At 56.0% G+C, this 16,658-nt stretch carries 15 protein-coding genes; 8 read left to right on the top strand and 7 right to left on the bottom strand.

The genetic code is table 11. The features are described 5' to 3' along the window. Window positions 1–2: 2 nt before the first annotated feature. The 4 genes from parC (at window position 3) to P0H77_RS18960 (ending at window position 6,963) form a co-directional block, all read left to right on the top strand. Entirely contained in the window at window positions 3–2,261 is a 2,259-nt protein-coding gene (parC, locus tag P0H77_RS18975; protein WP_276158762.1) for a DNA topoisomerase IV subunit A, read from the top strand. Between the two features lie 175 nt (window positions 2,262–2,436). Continuing rightward, a complete protein-coding gene (plsC, locus tag P0H77_RS18970) occupies window positions 2,437–3,174 on the top strand; it encodes a 1-acylglycerol-3-phosphate O-acyltransferase (RefSeq protein WP_276158761.1) in 738 nt (245 codons plus the stop codon). Between the two features lie 62 nt (window positions 3,175–3,236). Further along, entirely contained in the window at window positions 3,237–4,649 is a 1,413-nt protein-coding gene (ftsP, locus tag P0H77_RS18965) for a cell division protein FtsP (RefSeq protein WP_276158760.1), read from the top strand. Window positions 4,650–4,791: 142 nt separating this feature from the next. After that, the gene (locus tag P0H77_RS18960) at window positions 4,792–6,963 is read left to right on the top strand and encodes a YgiQ family radical SAM protein (RefSeq protein WP_276158759.1); all 2,172 of its coding nucleotides are present in this window, start codon (window positions 4,792–4,794) and stop codon (window positions 6,961–6,963) included. A gap of 58 nt (window positions 6,964–7,021) precedes the next feature. On the opposite strand, the gene P0H77_RS18955 is transcribed toward P0H77_RS18960, so the two are convergent. Together P0H77_RS18955 and P0H77_RS18950 are read right to left on the bottom strand one after the other, a co-directional pair. Then, window positions 7,022–8,101, bottom strand: coding sequence for a DUF3828 domain-containing protein (locus P0H77_RS18955; RefSeq protein ID WP_276158758.1), 1,080 nt, complete (start codon window positions 8,099–8,101; stop codon window positions 7,022–7,024). Then, window positions 8,098–8,400: a hypothetical protein gene (locus P0H77_RS18950; RefSeq protein ID WP_276158757.1), complete on the bottom strand. Its 303-nt coding sequence runs from the start codon at window positions 8,398–8,400 to the stop codon at window positions 8,098–8,100. The genes P0H77_RS18955 and P0H77_RS18950 overlap by 4 nt, the downstream gene beginning before the upstream one ends. A gap of 150 nt (window positions 8,401–8,550) precedes the next feature. Between P0H77_RS18950 and P0H77_RS18945 the strand changes: the two genes are divergently transcribed. Then, complete coding sequence (locus P0H77_RS18945; protein ID WP_276158756.1) at window positions 8,551–9,003, top strand: carboxypeptidase-like regulatory domain-containing protein; 453 nt, start codon at window positions 8,551–8,553, stop codon at window positions 9,001–9,003. Here P0H77_RS18945 and dkgA read toward each other — a convergent pair. Together dkgA and yqhD are read right to left on the bottom strand one after the other, a co-directional pair. Continuing rightward, a complete protein-coding gene (dkgA, locus tag P0H77_RS18940; RefSeq protein WP_276158755.1) occupies window positions 8,988–9,815 on the bottom strand; it encodes a 2,5-didehydrogluconate reductase DkgA in 828 nt (275 codons plus the stop codon). The two genes, P0H77_RS18945 and dkgA, sit on opposite strands and share 16 nt — an antisense overlap. A 101-nt stretch (window positions 9,816–9,916) precedes the next feature. Continuing rightward, the gene (yqhD, locus tag P0H77_RS18935) at window positions 9,917–11,080 is read right to left on the bottom strand and encodes an alcohol dehydrogenase (RefSeq protein WP_276158754.1); all 1,164 of its coding nucleotides are present in this window, start codon (window positions 11,078–11,080) and stop codon (window positions 9,917–9,919) included. A gap of 173 nt (window positions 11,081–11,253) precedes the next feature. Here yqhD and P0H77_RS18930 point away from each other — a divergent pair, with 173 nt between their 5' ends. Beyond that, on the top strand, window positions 11,254–12,153 hold the full coding sequence (locus P0H77_RS18930) for an AraC family transcriptional regulator (protein WP_276158753.1): 900 nt from the start codon (window positions 11,254–11,256) through the stop codon (window positions 12,151–12,153). Between the two features lie 32 nt (window positions 12,154–12,185). Here P0H77_RS18930 and yghB read toward each other — a convergent pair whose 3' ends face one another. Both yghB and metC read right to left on the bottom strand, forming a co-directional pair. Continuing rightward, window positions 12,186–12,845, bottom strand: coding sequence for a DedA family general envelope maintenance protein YghB (yghB, locus tag P0H77_RS18925; RefSeq protein WP_276158752.1), 660 nt, complete (start codon window positions 12,843–12,845; stop codon window positions 12,186–12,188). A gap of 132 nt (window positions 12,846–12,977) precedes the next feature. Further along, a complete protein-coding gene (metC, locus tag P0H77_RS18920; RefSeq protein WP_276158751.1) occupies window positions 12,978–14,165 on the bottom strand; it encodes a cystathionine beta-lyase in 1,188 nt (395 codons plus the stop codon). Window positions 14,166–14,415: 250 nt separating this feature from the next. Here metC and exbB point away from each other — a divergent pair, with 250 nt between their 5' ends. Together exbB and exbD are read left to right on the top strand one after the other, a co-directional pair. After that, complete coding sequence (gene exbB, locus P0H77_RS18915) at window positions 14,416–15,150, top strand: tol-pal system-associated acyl-CoA thioesterase (RefSeq protein ID WP_176918469.1); 735 nt, start codon at window positions 14,416–14,418, stop codon at window positions 15,148–15,150. A gap of 6 nt (window positions 15,151–15,156) precedes the next feature. After that, window positions 15,157–15,582, top strand: coding sequence for a TonB system transport protein ExbD (exbD, locus tag P0H77_RS18910; RefSeq protein WP_176918470.1), 426 nt, complete (start codon window positions 15,157–15,159; stop codon window positions 15,580–15,582). Between the two features lie 161 nt (window positions 15,583–15,743). Here the strand turns inward: exbD and P0H77_RS18905 are convergent, their stop codons facing one another. Further along, entirely contained in the window at window positions 15,744–16,640 is an 897-nt protein-coding gene (locus P0H77_RS18905; RefSeq protein ID WP_276158750.1) for an SDR family oxidoreductase, read from the bottom strand. Window positions 16,641–16,658: the final 18 nt, after the last annotated feature.

Genomic DNA, 16,658 nt, shown 5'->3' with positions numbered 1-16,658 from the left:
CAATGAGCGATATGGCAGAGCGCCTTGCGCTGCATGAATTCACAGAAAACGCCTACCTGAACTACTCCATGTACGTCATCATGGACCGGGCATTGCCGTTTATTGGCGATGGCTTAAAGCCGGTGCAGCGCCGCATCGTTTACGCGATGTCGGAACTGGGGCTTAACGCCAGCGCGAAATTTAAAAAATCCGCCCGTACCGTCGGTGACGTTCTCGGTAAGTACCATCCTCACGGCGACAGCGCCTGCTACGAGGCGATGGTGCTGATGGCGCAGCCGTTCTCTTACCGCTACCCGCTGGTCGACGGCCAGGGGAACTGGGGGGCGCCGGACGATCCGAAATCCTTCGCCGCGATGCGTTATACCGAATCGCGCCTGTCCAAATACGCTGAGCTGCTGCTAAGCGAGCTGGGGCAGGGCACCGCGGACTGGGTGCCGAACTTCGACGGCACCATGCAGGAGCCGAAAATGCTGCCTGCGCGCCTGCCGAATATTCTGCTGAACGGCACCACCGGCATTGCGGTGGGGATGGCGACGGATATCCCGCCGCACAACCTGCGTGAAGTGGCGAATGCGGCGATTAAATTAATTGAGCAACCGAAAACCACGCTGAACGAACTGCTGGATATCGTCCAGGGGCCGGACTACCCGACCGAAGCGGAAATCATCACCTCCCGCGCCGAAATTCGTAAAATTTACGAGAACGGGCGCGGTTCGGTGCGCATGCGCGCGGTATGGAAAAAAGAAGATGGCGCGTTGGTGATCACCGCTCTGCCGCATCAGACCTCCGGCGCGCGCGTGCTGGAGCAGATCGCCACCCAGATGCGCAACAAAAAGCTGCCGATGGTCGATGACCTGCGCGACGAATCAGATCACGAAAACCCGACGCGTCTGGTGATCGTCCCGCGCTCCAACCGGGTGGATATGGATCAGGTGATGAATCACCTGTTCGCCACGACCGATCTGGAAAAGAGCTACCGCATTAACCTGAACATGATCGGCCTCGACGGACGCCCGGCGGTGAAAAACCTGCTGGAAATCTTAAGCGAATGGCTGGTATTCCGCCGCGATACCGTACGCCGCCGCCTCAATCACCGTCTTGAGAAAGTACTTAAGCGCCTGCATATCCTCGAAGGTTTGCTGGTCGCGTTTCTCAATATTGATGAAGTAATTGAAATCATCCGCACGGAAGATGAACCGAAACCGGCGCTGATGTCACGTTTTGGCATCAGCGAAACCCAGGCCGAAGCGATCCTCGAACTGAAATTGCGCCATCTTGCCAAACTGGAAGAGGTGAAAATTCGCGGCGAGCAGAGCGAACTGGAGAAAGAGCGCGATCAGCTACAGGGCATTCTGGCATCCGAGCGCAAGATGAATACCCTGCTGAAGAAAGAACTTCAGGCCGATGCCGACGCGTTCGGCGACGATCGCCGCTCTCCGCTGCAAGAGCGTGAAGAGGCGAAGGCCATGAGCGAGCACGATATGCTGCCGTCTGAACCGGTGACTATCGTGCTGTCGCAGATGGGCTGGGTGCGTAGCGCCAAAGGCCACGATATCGACGCACAGGGTCTGAACTATAAAGCAGGCGATAGCTGGAAAGCCTCGGTAAAAGGCAAGAGCAATCAGCCGGTGGTGTTTATCGATACCACCGGTCGCAGCTACGCTATCGATCCCATCACGTTGCCGTCGGCGCGCGGTCAGGGCGAGCCATTAACCGGCAAACTGACGCTGCCGCCGGGCGCAACGGTTGAGCATATGCTGATGACCGGCGACGAGCAGAAGCTGCTGATGGCGTCGGACGCGGGATACGGCTTTGTCTGCACCTTCAACGATCTGGTTTCCCGTAACCGCGCGGGTAAGACCCTGATTACGCTGCCGGAGAATGCGCACGTTCTGCCGCCGCTGCTTATCGAAGATGAATCCGATATGCTGCTGGCGATCACGCACGCCGGACGAATGCTGATGTTCCCGGTCAGCGATCTGCCGCAGCTGTCGAAAGGTAAGGGCAACAAGATCATCAGCATTCCTGGCGCTGAAGCGGCTGCCGGTACCGACGGCCTGGCGCATCTGTTCATTTTACCGCCGCAGAGCACGCTGACTATTCATGTCGGCAAGCGCAAGATCAAGCTGCGTCCGGAAGAGTTGCAGAAAGTGGTCGGCGAGCGTGGCCGTCGCGGCTCGCTGATGCGCGGCCTGCAAAAAATCGACCGCGTGGACATCGATTCTCCGCGCCGGGCGAGCGCAGGCGATAGCGAAGAGTAAATCTGTATTTCCCCTTCTGGCAACGGAAGGGGATGCGGTTAAAAATTGCCGCAAAACCGTTGTTAATTCACCCGTTGCGATTAACAATACCCATTTGGGAACCTGCAATTCACCACATACTGTTTCGCATAACGGTAACGTATAATTCTAAGCGAAACGGGTGTCAGAGGTAGCTATGCTTTCAATTTTGCGTTTAATTGTTGTGGTCATCTACAGCATCCTGGTATGCGTATTCGGCTGTATTTACTGTCTGTTTAGTCCACGTAACCCAAAACACGTTGCTACTTTCGGCCATATGTTCGGCCGCCTTGCGCCGGTATTTGGCCTGAAGGTTGAGCTACGCCGCCCGGCAGATGCCGCCAGCTATGGCAACGCTATTTATATCGCCAACCATCAGAATAACTACGATATGGTGACAGCCTCCAGCATCGTGCAGCCGCCGACGGTTACCGTCGGCAAAAAAAGCCTCGTCTGGATCCCGTTCTTCGGCCTGCTGTACTGGCTGACCGGCAATCTGCTGATTGACCGTAATAACCGTTCCCGCGCGCACAGCACCATTGCCGCCGTCGTCGATCAATTTAAAAAGCGCCGCATTTCCATCTGGATGTTTCCAGAGGGAACGCGCAGTCGCGGGCGGGGCTTATTACCGTTTAAGACCGGCGCTTTTCATGCGGCTATTGCGGCAGGCGTGCCTGTTATTCCGGTTTGCGTGTCCAACACGTCGAATAAAATCAAGCTCAACCGGCTAAATAATGGCCTGGTGATTGTTGAAATGCTGCCGCCGGTTGATACCAGCGCGTGGGGTAAAGATCAGGTTCGCGATCTCGCCGCCCACTGCCGTGAAATCATGGCGGCTAAAATTGCAGAACTTGATAAAGAAGTTGCCGAACGGGAAGCGGCGGAAAAGCGTTAATCTGGTTTTTGCCCGGCGGGAAACGGAACCCTTTTACTTATTTTTATCTTTATGGAGCACATATGTCACTCAGTCGGCGTCAGTTTGTTCAGGCATCAGGGTTGGCGCTTTGCGCTGGTGCGGTGCCGCTGAGGGCAAACGCTGCCGGGCAGCAGCAGGCGTTACCGGTCCCTCCGTTGCTGGAATCCCGTCGCGGACAGCCGATCTTTCTGACGCTGCAACGCTCGCACTGGTCGTTTACGCCAGGCACGCGGGCGCCGGTCTGGGGCATTAACGGACGCTATCTGGGACCGACCATTCGCGTCTGGCGCGGTGATGACGTTAAGCTTATCTACAGCAACCGGATGACCGAGAATGTGGCGATGACCATCAGCGGATTGCAGGTTCCGGGGCCACTGATCGGCGGCGCGGCACGGATGATGTCGCCGAATGCCGACTGGGCACCGGTATTACCCATCCGTCAGAGCGCCGCGACGCTGTGGTATCACGCCAACACCCCGAACCGCATGGCCGAGCAGGTGTATCAGGGCTTGGCCGGAATGTGGCTGGTGGAAGACGAAATCAGTAAGTCGCTGCCGATCCCGAGCCACTATGGCGTAGATGATTTCCCGGTCATTATTCAGGATAAACGGCTGGATAACTTCGGCACGCCGGAGTACAGCGAGCCGGGCAGCGGCGGATTTGTGGGCGATACGCTGCTGGTCAACGGTGCGCAGAGTCCTTACGTGGAAGTGTCCCGCGGCTGGGTGCGCCTGCGCCTGCTGAATGCGTCCAACGCTCGCCGCTATCAGCTGCAAATGAGTGACGGTCGCGCCATCCACGTGATCTCCGGCGATCAGGGTTTTCTGCCTGCGCCCGTTTCGCTCAAACAGCTTTCGCTGGCACCGGGCGAACGACGTGAGATCCTCGTGGATATGACTAACGGCGATGAAGTCTCGATCACCTGCGGCGAAGCGGCGAGCATTATGGACCGTATTCGCGGCTTCTTTGAACCGTCGAGCATCCTGATTTCGACGCTGGTGCTGACGTTACGCCCGACGGGCCTGCTGCCGCTGGTGACTGACAGCCTGCCGCAGCGCCTGTTGTCGGCGGAGTTGATCAGCGGCGCGCCGGTGCGCAGCCGCGATATTACCCTCGGCGACGATCCGGGTATTAATGGTCAGCTCTGGGACCCGCAGCGGATCGACATCACTGCTCAGCAGGGAACCTGGGAGCGCTGGACGGTGCGTGCCGATGAGCCGCAGCCTTTCCACATCGAAGGCGTTATGTTCCAGATCCGCAACGTGAACGGCGCAATGCCGTTCCCGGAAGATCGCGGCTGGAAAGATACCGTCTGGATCGACGGTCAGGTGGAACTGCTGGTCTATTTCGGTCAGCCATCATGGGCGCATTTCCCGTTCCAGTACGCCAGCCAGACACTGGAAATGGCGGACCGGGGATCGATAGGGCAGTTACTGGTGAATCCGGCACCGTAACGTTTTTTTTAAGAGCCTGTCTGTAGCAGGCTCTGGTTCAACAAGGCATCTACGCACTATTATTGCAAAAATCTCCCTTCATTTGTCGGTGGTATTCGGCATATAATCCACGCCCTTTGATTATTTTTTCCCCGGAAGCATTATGAGCGCAATATCCCTGATCCAGCCGGATCGTGACCTCTTCTCCTGGCCGCCGTACTGGGCGGCCTGCTTTGGCCCCGCGCCGTTTTTGCCGATGTCGCGCGAAGAGATGGATCAACTTGGCTGGGATAGCTGCGACATTATTCTCGTTACCGGCGACGCGTATGTCGATCACCCGAGCTTTGGCATGGCGATCTGCGGGCGGATGCTGGAGGCGCAGGGTTTCCGGGTGGGGATCATCGCCCAGCCGGACTGGAACAGCAAAGACGACTTTATGCGCCTCGGCAAGCCGAATATTTTCTTCGGCGTGACGGCGGGCAATATGGACTCGATGATCAACCGCTATACCGCGGATCGCAAGCTGCGCCACGACGATGCCTATACGCCAGATAACGTGGCGGGCAAGCGCCCTGATCGCGCAACGCTCGCCTACACCCAGCGCTGTAAAGAGGCATGGAAAGATGTGCCGGTTATTCTCGGCGGCATTGAGGCGAGCCTCAGGCGCACCGCGCACTATGACTACTGGTCTGATACCGTGCGCCGCTCGGTGCTGGTGGATGCCAAAGCCGACATGCTGATCTTCGGCAACGGCGAGCGTCCGCTGGTGGAAGTGGCGCATCGTCTGGCGATGGGCGAGCCGATTAGCCAGATCCGCGATGTACGCAATACCGCGATTATCGTTAAAGAAGCGCTGCCGGGCTGGAGCGGCGTGGATTCCACTCGTCTCGACACGCCGGGGAAGATTGACCCGATCCCGCATCCGTATGGTGACGATCTGCCGTGCGCGGAAAACAAACCGGTTGCGCCGAAAAAGCAGGAAGCGAAAACCGTCACCGTGCAGCCGCCGCGTCCGAAGCCGTGGGAGAAAACCTACGTCCTGCTGCCTTCCTTCGAGAAAGTGAAGGGCGACAAAGTGCTGTATGCCCACGCCTCGCGCATTCTTCACCATGAGACCAACCCAGGCTGCGCGCGGGCGCTGATGCAGAAACACAGCGACCGTTACATCTGGATCAACCCGCCCGCCATTCCGCTCTCAACGGAAGAGATGGACAGCGTATTTGCCCTGCCGTACCAGCGCGTGCCGCATCCGGCATACGGCACCAGCCGCATTCCGGCGTATGAGATGATCCGCTTCTCAATTAACATTATGCGCGGCTGTTTTGGCGGCTGCTCGTTCTGCTCGATCACCGAGCATGAAGGGCGCATTATCCAGAGCCGTTCGGAAGATTCGATCATCAATGAGATCGAGGCGATCCGCGATTCTGTACCCGGGTTTACCGGGGTGATTTCCGATCTCGGCGGGCCGACGGCCAATATGTATATGCTGCGCTGTACCTCGCCGCGCGCGGAACAGACCTGCCGTCGACTGTCATGCGTGTATCCGGAAATCTGTCCGCATATGGATACCAATCACCAGCCGACGATCGATCTTTACCGTCGCGCCCGCGACCTGAAAGGCGTGAAGAAAATCCTGATCGCCTCCGGTGTGCGTTACGATCTGGCCGTGGCGGATCCACGCTATATCAAAGAGCTGGCGACGCATCACGTGGGTGGCTACCTGAAGATCGCGCCGGAGCATACGGAAGCGGGTCCATTATCGAAGATGATGAAGCCGGGAATGGGCAGCTACGATCGCTTTAAGGAACTGTTTGATACCTATTCGAAGCAGGCGGGTAAAGAGCAGTATCTGATCCCCTATTTCATCTCCGCGCATCCGGGAACGGAGGATGAGGATATGGTCAATCTGGCGCTGTGGCTGAAGCGCCACCGCTTCCGTCTGGATCAGGTGCAGAACTTCTATCCGTCGCCGCTGGCGAACTCAACGACCATGTATTACACCGGCAAAAACCCGCTGGGTAAGATTGACTATAAGAGTGAAGATGTGGTGGTGCCGAAAGGCGATAAACAGCGGCGGTTGCATAAGGCGCTGCTGCGTTATCACGATCCGGCTAACTGGCCGCTGATCCGTCAGGCGCTGGAAGCGATGGGTAAAAAGCATCTGATCGGTGGACGCCGCGAATGTCTGGTGCCTGCGCCGACCCTTGAGGAGATGCGCGAAGCACGGCGGCAGAACCGCAATAGCCGTCCGGCGCTGACTAAGCATACGCCGGTGGCGCATCAGCGACAGGGGCTGGCGGCAAATAAGAAACGCGTGAAATCGGCGGGACGTTAAAGGGGTGTCCCGGCAGCGTTTCTGCCGGGACAATGTGATCATGTTGGCGGATTGCGTCTCACTCTCCCCAAATTCTCTGGCGGGTAATGGCCTGCATTTGCTTAAGCAGGCTGCCGCTTTCAGGATCAATGAAATCCTCAATCTCCCACCGGTTATCAACGCGACGCAGCATTAACTGTTGCTCTTTATGTTCCACCGATGCGGCGTCTTTAAGAGAAAAAAGAACCTCTATTCTGGCAAAATTGTCATATTGTTCAACAATGTGGATCGCTTCCACATCATTAAGCTGCGATTCAACACAATGACAAATGGGATTATTGTAGAGATAAAACCTATCAACGCTCATCTCTTCCGTTAATCGATCGGGCCGGACAAAAGCCTGTTGATTATCGCTATTGACCGCCAGACGATATTCTCTTGCAAAGGGTCTGGTCCACGACCAGGGCCAGGGGCGCGTGGCTGTTCTGGCAAGGATCCCTTTCTGGGCAGCCCACTCTTCGCGGCTATAAAAGGACGCCTGATAATACTCTTCTACCGCCTGCCGATACTGCTGCGATACGGCCCAAGTCCACGGCCAGGAATAATCATTCAGATGATTGAAAAGCGCATAAACAAAATCCTCCGGCTGCGCTTTTTGGAGCGATGCCAGTTTTGCGAGCATGCTCTGATTCGCCCTGTTGATATTCTGATAAACACCGCCATATTTGCCGCGAATATCATCAATTAACCAGCGGTCATTTTCCGCGACTAGCATGAGCGTCTGCGTCACACGCTCATCACTGTCCGCAAAAGGGCGAAAACGTACGACGGCATTCACATGCGTTTCATCGACGGGCTTTATCGCCACGCTTTCCAGTACCAGATTCTCATAATCCTGGCATTCACATAAGGGATCGCTATCCGGCCAGTTTGCATCGCCTCGTAAAGTTAGCTGGTGGTTAAGCGCCACGGCATTTTGCATACGCGTGGAAATAATCGCTTTTTCACCGATATTGCCAAAGTAAGGAGGGGGCGATGCAGAATCCTGACCGTAAGCCTGATAAAGCTGCCTGACGGTTTGCTCCGGCGAGAGAGGCGGCGTTTGCGCCAGTACACAGGCGCTGAAAATGAGGCACAGCAAGAGAAGGAGAGGTCTCATTGTGTTTTCTTCCCGGCCTTGAGTTTCACGGCTTCCGCTTGCCATTGCTGGCTGTTACGGTCGCGAACCAGCGTTAATCCCAGCAGTCGTTGGGCATCGACGCGTGCTTTATTAAGTGATAGCTGCATCAGAACATGAACGCGCCCGCCGTTGAGCGGCGTGGAATCGAGCATTTCACCGGCGATAAAGTCTTTATCCTGACAGCGGCAAAGCAGATTAGTGTTGAGCCACGGACTTACGCCGCCAGGCGTGAGCTCCTGATTAAGCAGTAAATCTCTGCGTAGCCGCCAGTTTTTCACGCGCCATTCCTTGTCGTTAAGATCCTGTGCGCTAGCGTAACCATGGGACCGGGCGGAGGGGAATGAATGATTTCTGAAAAGCGCACGACTCATTGACTTAACAACTGAAACGGTAGTCAATAAAGAGGGATTAATGACGCGAGAAAAAGGATGCAAAAACGATTTTGTCTGGGCCTTGTGTTAGTCGCCCTGCTGCAAAGCGGGTGCGTAACGCACTATCAATCTCAGCCGAGGGTGGAAGGTCAACTGCTGGATAGTCGCGGACAGCCGCTGGCGGGGGCGAGCGTGACGTATTCGAGCAATGCCGGAGAGACAAGCGCCGTGTCTGACAACAACGGACGTTTTTCATTTCCTGCGAAGCATAAATGGGTTTTTTTCCTGCCATTAGGGCCGATGGACTGGGTACATCGTGCGGGGCTGCACTTTCAGACGGCAACGCAGCAGTATGACTATCTTGCCGCAGGCCGATTAGGCAATGCGCATGAGCTGGACGGGGTGGAAATTGGCGTTATCTGCCAGTTGCCGGCGGCGAGTGAAACGCCGCCGGAAGTGTGTCATCGGGTTGATATCAATAAGGTGACGGGCAATCAGCCGCCGAACTGATCCGGATCCGGTCCCAGACGTTTACCCTGATCCAGTTTAGCGATTTCGCCCAGCTCGTCTTTGTCGAGACGGAAGTCCCAGACGTTGAAGTTCTCCACGATACGTGATGGCGTGACCGATTTCGGGATCACCACCAGGCCGTTATCAAGGTGCCAGCGGATCACGATCTGCGCCGGGGTCTTGCCGTATTTATCGGCAAGCTGACGGATCACTTTCTGATCGAATACGCCGTCGCCGCCCTGGGCCAGCGGGCTCCAGGACTCGGTCTGGATTTTGTGCGTGGCGTTCCACGCATGAAGCTGGCGCTGCTGGAGCAGCGGATGCAGTTCGATCTGGTTGATCACCGGCGTAACGCCCGTTTCATCAATCAGCCGTTGCAGATGGTTGATCTGAAAGTTGCAGACGCCGATGCTTTTTACCAGCCCCTGTTTTTGCAGATCGATCATCCCTTCCCACGCCTGGACATAGCGATCGATAGCCGGAACCGGCCAGTGCATCAGGTACAGATCCACATGATCGAGCTGTAGCTTGTCGAGACTTTCCTGCAAGGCTTCGGCAGGACGCTTCTGATCGTCATTCCACAGTTTCGTGGTAACGAAAATTTCATCACGTGGAACGCCCGCGCTCTGTAACGCTTTCCCTACACCGTCTTCATTTTTGTACGCGGCAGCGGTATCAATTGAGCGATAGCCCACTTCCAGCGCTTTATGAATGGCCTGGACTACCTCGTCATTGCCTGCTTTCCACACGCCGAGACCCAGTTGTGGCATTACGTTGCCGTCCTGAAGTTTGATTACGCCTGGATGTGTCATGCATTCCTCCTTATTGGAAACTCGCCGGAGCGATCCCGGCGAAGTTGTGTGCATTAAGTCTGGACGAAAAAGTCAAAAACGAAAGTCGGAAGACAAAATGCTTAGCGCGCCGCTTCGTAAATACGACGGCTCACGTCGAGAGTAATATCGCCGTGTTCGCCCAGCGCGGTCATGCCGTGCTCTTCCAGTTTTGCCAGCAGTGCGGGGATGCTGCTGCCGTCCAGACCGTAGCCGGAAAGGCGGGTCGGCACGCCGAGCTGCTCGAAGAAGTTGCGGGTGGCGGCGATAGCGGCATCAATGCGCTCGTCTTCGCTGCCGTCGGTGATGTTCCAGACGCGCTCGGCATATTGCAGCAGCTTGCCGCGTTTGGCGTCGCGTTTTTCATTCCACAGCGCAGGCAGAACGACCGCCAGGGTTTGCGCGTGATCGAGGCCGTGCATCGCGGTTAGCTCATGGCCGAGCATATGGGTGGCCCAGTCCTGCGGCACGCCTGCGCCAATCAGACCGTTCAGCGCCTGGGTCGCCGCCCACATCACGTTAGCGCGCACGTCGTAGTTTTCCGGCTCCTGAAGCGCTTTCGGGCCATCTTCCACCAGCGTCAGCAGAATGCCTTCGGCAAAGCGGTCCTGAATTTTCGCGTTCACCGGATAGGTGATGTACTGCTCAACGGTATGCACAAAGGCATCAACGACGCCGTTGGCGACCTGACGCGGCGGCAGGGTATAGGTGTAAACCGGATCGAGTACCGCGAAGACCGGCTGAACGAACGGCGAATGGAATGCCTGTTTGTCGCCGGTAGTTTTACGGGAAATGACCGCGCCTTTATTGGACTCGGAACCGGTAGCCGGCAGGGTCAGTACGGAGCCCATTGGAATCGCGCTGCGAATATCGCTGCCGCTGGTTTGCAGAATGTGCCACGGATCGACACCGTCCGCGTAGTGTGCGGCAGCGGCGATGAATTTCGTGCCGTCAAGCACGGAACCGCCGCCGACCGCCAGCAAAAAGGTAATGTTCTCGTCGCGGGCGATTTTCACCGCGTTCATCAGCGTTTCGTAAGACGGGTTAGGCTCAATACCACCGAATTCACGCACGTCCAGCCCGGCCAGCGCGCTGTGAACCTGGTCGAGTACGCCGGTTTTTTTAACGCTGCCGCCGCCGTAGGTGATGAGGACGCGGGCATCAGATGGGATTTGATCGCGCAGGTCGGCAATCGCGCCGTTACCAAACAGAATGCGGGTGGGGGTATGCAGAGTAAAATTATTCATTGCTCGTTCCCTTAAGTAGGTAAAAAAACTAAGGCTTTCATTGTGGTCTTGTGATAGCGAGCTCTCAATGCATATTCCTGCCGTTCTCTTGCCCATTTCTCCATAGTGCTGGAGAAAGGCGTTAAATACGGGCAGACTAAACGGGTGAAATTGCGCCCCGGAGGTGACCGATTATGAACCGTCAGGAAATCTGTCAGCAGCTTACCGAAAAAATTAACCTGCTCAGAGATAACGAAAAATCGCTCAGCGCGCTGCTGCCGGACGTACGTCTGCTCTACGGTACGCAGCCCGGCACCCGCACGCCGGTGATGTACCAGCCGGGGATCGTATTTCTCTTTTCCGGCCATAAAATTGGCTATATCAATGAACGCGTATTTCGTTATGACGCCAATGAATATCTGCTGCTCACCGTCCCGCTGCCATTTGAATGCGAGACGTACGCTACGCCGGACATCCCGCTGGCCGGGATCCGCCTGAACGTTGATATATTACAGTTGCAGGAACTGCTGATGGACATTGGCGAGGACGAACGCTTCCAGCCGGGCGAGTCGGCCAGCGGGATCAACTCATCGGTGTTGACGGATGAGATCCTGTGCGCCGCCGAGCGGCTGCTGGACGTGATGGAGCGTCCGCTGGATGCGCGTATTCTTGGCAGGCAGATAATCCGCGAAATTCTCTATCACGTGTTAACCGGCCCGCGCGGCGGGGCGCTGCTGGCGCTGGTCAGCCGTCAGACCCATTTCAGCCTGATTAGCCGGGTCTTAAAACGCATTGAAAGCCATTACACCGAGAGTCTGAGCGTCGATCAGCTGGCCGCCGAAGCGAATATGAGCGTCTCGGCGTTTCACCATAACTTCAAGTCGGTAACCAGCACCTCGCCGTTGCAATATCTGAAGTCGTACCGGCTGCATAAAGCGCGGATGCTGATGATCCATGACGGCATGAAGGCCAGTGCGGCGGCGATGCGGGTGGGCTATGAAAGCGCCTCGCAGTTCAGCCGCGAATTTAAACGCTATTTTGGCATGACGCCGGGAGAAGATGCGGCGCGGATCCGAATGATTCAGGGGATGTAGCCGGGCAGGTTCAGCCGCCCGGCGCGGGAGCGTCAGGCGTTACAGTATTTCTTTTTCACAACGAGGATAATGGTCCCCAGCAAGCCGGCGACCAGCAGGAAAATCGGCAGGATCATCAGAAAGGTCATCACCTGGTCCTCATGACGCTTCACAAACGGGATCATGCTTAGCGCATAGCCAAAACCGGTGACAACCAGCACCCATAGCAGGCCGCTCAACCAGTTAAAGAACTGAAAGCGACGGTTTGACAGACCGGAGATACCCGCCATCGTGGGCAGTAATGTTCTTATAAATGCCAGAAAGCGTCCGGCCAGCAGGGCCAGCAGGCCGTGGCGGTCGAACATGCAGGTGGCCCGCTGGTGATATTTATCAGGAAGCTGAGCCAGCCAGCCTTTTACCACGCGAGTGTTTCCCAGCCAGCGGCCCTGCGCGTAGCTTAGCCAGCAGCCAAGGCTTGCCGCCGTGGTCAGGATGGCAATGGTGGGAACAAAGCCCATTACGTCTCTGGCGATCAGCGCCCCGGCCAGCAGCAGCAGGCTGTCACCGGGTAAGAAAGAGGCGGGCAGCAGACCGTTTTCCAGAAACAAGGTGGCAAACATGACCAGATAGACGACACCAATAATGTGCGGATTCGCCAGGGCAGCAAAATCATGCTGCCAGAGCGCGGCGACGATATTATGAATAACAGCCATGAACTTTCCCGTAAAACAGCATCTATTCGACGATTCTATCCCTTATTGGTCCGGACGTTGTTGATCCCGGACGCAGCCTTGCAGACTTTTCCACTGTTGAGTTGCGAAAAGATGTGCATCCCGGCGCTATTATTACACGATCCGCATGAACCCCGCTGCTAAATCCGCAAGAAGATCGTCAACATTTTCCAGACCAATATGGACGCGGATAAGCGTGCCGTCAAAATCCACTTCGCCGTCGGGTCGAATAGCAGCGATATGCTCAGGTTGACTGGCGAGGATCAGCGATTCATAGCCACCCCAGGAATAGGCCATGCTGAATAACGTAAAGTTGTCGAGATACTCCGCCAGCTCCCGATCGTTCAGCCTTTTTCTAAGAACAAACGAGAACAGTCCGCTGCTGCCGGTGAAATCGCGCTTCCAGAACTCATGGCCTTTGCTGCCAGGCAGGGCGGGGTGATTGACCTGCGCCACCTGCGGGTGAATGGCAAGCCACTCGGCAATTTTCAGACTGCTTTCATGGTGCTGGCGCAGGCGCACGCCGAGGGTACGCAGGCCGCGGCTGGTCATATAGGCGGTGTCCGCATCGACCATTTGCCCCATCAGATAGGCGTTTTCGCGCAGTTGATCCCAACAGCGGGCATTGGCAACGGCAGTTCCTACCATGGCATCAGAATGGCCAATTAAATATTTGGTGCCCGCCTGGATGGAGATATCAATACCGAAATCGAGCGCCTTAAACAGAATGCCCGCCGCCCAGGTGTTGTCGATCATAATGACGGCATTCGGTGCCACGCGTCTGACCGCTTCGACGATAGCCGGAACGTCATGGACTTCCATGGTGATGGAGCCGGGGGATTCCAGAAACACGACTTTGGTATTGGGCTGCACGCTATCGGCAATCTGTGCGCCAATCAGCGGATCAAACCAGCTCGTCGTGACGCCCAGCTTGCCGAGGATTTTAGTGGCAAAATCCTGGGTCGGTTCATAGGCGGTATTGGTGATAAGAATATGGTCGCCCTGTTCAACAAAGGCGAGAATGGTATTAGCAACCGCCGCCGCGCCGCACGGAAACAGCGCGCACCCCGCGCCGCCTTCCAGTTCACACATCGCTTCCTGCAGCGAAAAATGGGTGAGCGTCCCGCGACGGCCATAGAAAAGTTCGCCTTTCGCCCGGTTGCGGGTGGCGTGTTTTTTCGCTTCCACAGTCTCAAATACCAGCGATGAGGCGCGCTGGATCACGCTGTTTACCGAACCCTGCGTATATTTTTTGCTGCGCCCCGCATTCACCAGGGCGGTATCAATATGCTTCTCTGCCATGTCGCTCAGCCTGTTTTTATCCATCTGGACGTCTAAATTAACACGATTACCGTATTATGCATCCGCCTGGCGGCATATTCAGAATAAAAATTTCCCTTAATTCAACAGACCACTTTTTTACTGCGTAAGCGCAAGGAAAATGAGCGGAATTTACGGCAATATGTAAATACTAATGAGAACTACTATCAATTCGACGTTGTTTTGATATTATTATGCTCAGATTTTGTGACTTGTGTCCTGGAGATTGAGAGTGGGTAATAATTTGATGCAGACGGATCTCTCCGTTCTGGGTATGTATCAACATGCCGACATCGTGGTTAAAATTGTGATGATTGGCCTGATCCTGGCATCGGTCGTCACCTGGGCTATTTTCTTCAGCAAAAGCGCGGAAATGCTGGCGCACAAGCGTCGTATCAAGCGTGAGCAGCAGCAGCTCGCTGAAGCCCGCTCTCTGGATCAGGCCAGCGAAATCGCCGCCTCCTTCCATAGCAGAAGTCTGAGCACTCGTCTGCTTTATGAAGCACAGAACGAGCTGGAACTTTCCGCAGGTTCATCCGATAACGAAGGCATTAAAGAGCGTACCGGATTCCGTCTGGAACGCCGCGTAGCGGCGTTTGGCCGTCATATGGGGCGCGGTAATGGCTATCTGGCTACTATCGGTGCGATCTCTCCGTTCGTCGGCCTGTTTGGTACGGTGTGGGGGATTATGAACAGCTTTATCGGCATCGCCCAGACCCAGACCACTAACCTGGCGGTAGTGGCACCGGGTATCGCGGAAGCGCTGCTGGCGACGGCAATCGGCCTGGTCGCGGCAATCCCGGCGGTGGTGATCTACAACATCTTCGCCCGCATGATCGGCAGCTATAAAGCGACGCTCGGCGATGTTGCCGCGCAGATCCTGCTGCTGCAGAGCCGCGACCTCGATCTGGATGCCAGCAACGCTGCGCAGCCGGTTCGTTCTACCCAGAAACTCCGTTTAGGTTAATGCAGCATGGCTTTGCATCTTAATGAAAATCTGGATGATAACGGCGAAATGCATGATATCAACGTCACGCCGTTTATCGACGTGATGTTGGTTCTGCTGATCATCTTCATGGTAGCGGCTCCGCTGGCTACCGTTGATGTGAAGGTGAATTTACCGGCATCGTCCAGTCAGCCGCAGCCACGTCCGGAAAAACCGATTTATCTGTCGGTAAAAGCGGATAACAGCATGTTTATCGGTAACGATCCGGTGACTGATGAGACGATGGTGAATGCGCTGAATACTCTCACCGAAGGGAAAAAAGACACCACCATTTTCTTCCGCGCGGATAAAACCGTGGATTATGAAACAATGATGAAGGTGATGGATACCCTGCATCAGGCGGGTTACCTGAAGATTGGTCTGGTAGGCGAAGAGGTGACGAAGGCAAAGTAAGTGCCTTTGTGCGGGTTCGGCAACCCTTGTCCGGCACCTGCTTCGTGATGTCCCCGGTGGCGCTGCGCTTACCGGGGCTACAATTTGGCTGTTTTAAAACGGGTTACGCGTGGCGTAGGCCCGGTAAGCGCAGCGCCACCGGGCAGGTCATCGCAGGGCCGTTACCCCAAATGTTCCCCACCGCAAACGCCGTGAACCTCAGCGGTCACATAACTTGACTCATGACTCGCCAGATAAACGTAAATCGGTGCCAGCTCCGCAGGCTGCCCGGCGCGCTTCATCGGCGTCTGCTGACCAAACTCGGGCAGTTTCTCCTGCGGCTGACCGCCGGAAATTTGCAGCGCGGTCCAGATTGGCCCTGGCGCCACCACATTCACCCGAATCCCTTTCTCCGCCACCTGCTTCGCCAGTCCACGGCTGTAATTGAGAATCGCGGCTTTAGTCGACGCATAATCCAGCAGATGCGGGCTGGGCTGATAAGCCTGAATTGACGAGGTGGTAATAATGCTCGCGCCCGCAGAAAGAAGCGGCAGGGCTTCCTGGGTGATCCAGAACAATGCAAAAACGTTCACCGCATAGGTTTTCTGGAACTGCTCGCTGGTCAGATCGGCAATCTCTTCAATAGCAACCTGCTTCCCCGCGACCAGCGCCAGCACATCCAGTCCACCCAGCGCTTCACGCGCTTTATGCACCAGCGAGCGGGCGAAGGTTTCATCACTCAGATCGCCCGGAATGAGCACCGCTTTGCGTCCCTCAGCTTCAATCAGCGCCTTAACATCCTGCGCATCTTCTTCTTCCGCAGGCAGATAGTTAATCGCCACGTCAGCGCCTTCACGCGCGTAAGCAATGGCGGCGGCGCGTCCGATGCCTGAATCGCCCCCGGTCACCAGTGCCTTACGATCTTTAAGACGCCCGCTGCCAACATAGCTTTTTTCGCCACAATCCGGTACAGGCGTCATTTTGGCCTGCACACCCGGTGAGGGCTGCTTCTGCTTCGGATATTCACCCGTATGATACTGGGTCGTGGGATCTTGTGGGGTAGTTTGATTCTTCGACATAAATACGCTCTCCATGAT

It is taken from the genome of Superficieibacter sp. HKU1 (assembly GCF_029319185.1).
Lineage (GTDB): Bacteria > Pseudomonadota > Gammaproteobacteria > Enterobacterales > Enterobacteriaceae > Superficieibacter.
This window is presented reverse-complemented; position numbering and strand designations above follow the sequence as displayed.

Excerpts from the sequence above, each read along its gene's own strand:
- parC (WP_276158762.1), top strand. The coding sequence starts at position 3 with ATGAGCGATATGGCAGAGCGCCTTGCGCTGCATGAATTCACAGAAAAC.
- plsC (WP_276158761.1), top strand. The coding sequence starts at position 2,437 with ATGCTTTCAATTTTGCGTTTAATTGTTGTGGTCATCTACAGCATCCTG.
- ftsP (WP_276158760.1), top strand. The coding sequence starts at position 3,237 with ATGTCACTCAGTCGGCGTCAGTTTGTTCAGGCATCAGGGTTGGCGCTT.
- P0H77_RS18960 (WP_276158759.1), top strand. The coding sequence starts at position 4,792 with ATGAGCGCAATATCCCTGATCCAGCCGGATCGTGACCTCTTCTCCTGG.
- P0H77_RS18955 (WP_276158758.1), bottom strand. The coding sequence starts at position 8,101 with ATGAGACCTCTCCTTCTCTTGCTGTGCCTCATTTTCAGCGCCTGTGTA.
- P0H77_RS18945 (WP_276158756.1), top strand. The coding sequence starts at position 8,551 with ATGCAAAAACGATTTTGTCTGGGCCTTGTGTTAGTCGCCCTGCTGCAA.
- dkgA (WP_276158755.1), bottom strand. The coding sequence starts at position 9,815 with ATGACACATCCAGGCGTAATCAAACTTCAGGACGGCAACGTAATGCCA.
- yqhD (WP_276158754.1), bottom strand. The coding sequence starts at position 11,080 with ATGAATAATTTTACTCTGCATACCCCCACCCGCATTCTGTTTGGTAAC.
- P0H77_RS18930 (WP_276158753.1), top strand. The coding sequence starts at position 11,254 with ATGAACCGTCAGGAAATCTGTCAGCAGCTTACCGAAAAAATTAACCTG.
- yghB (WP_276158752.1), bottom strand. The coding sequence starts at position 12,845 with ATGGCTGTTATTCATAATATCGTCGCCGCGCTCTGGCAGCATGATTTT.
- metC (WP_276158751.1), bottom strand. The coding sequence starts at position 14,165 with ATGGCAGAGAAGCATATTGATACCGCCCTGGTGAATGCGGGGCGCAGC.
- exbD (WP_176918470.1), top strand. The coding sequence starts at position 15,157 with ATGGCTTTGCATCTTAATGAAAATCTGGATGATAACGGCGAAATGCAT.
- P0H77_RS18905 (WP_276158750.1), bottom strand. The coding sequence starts at position 16,640 with ATGTCGAAGAATCAAACTACCCCACAAGATCCCACGACCCAGTATCAT.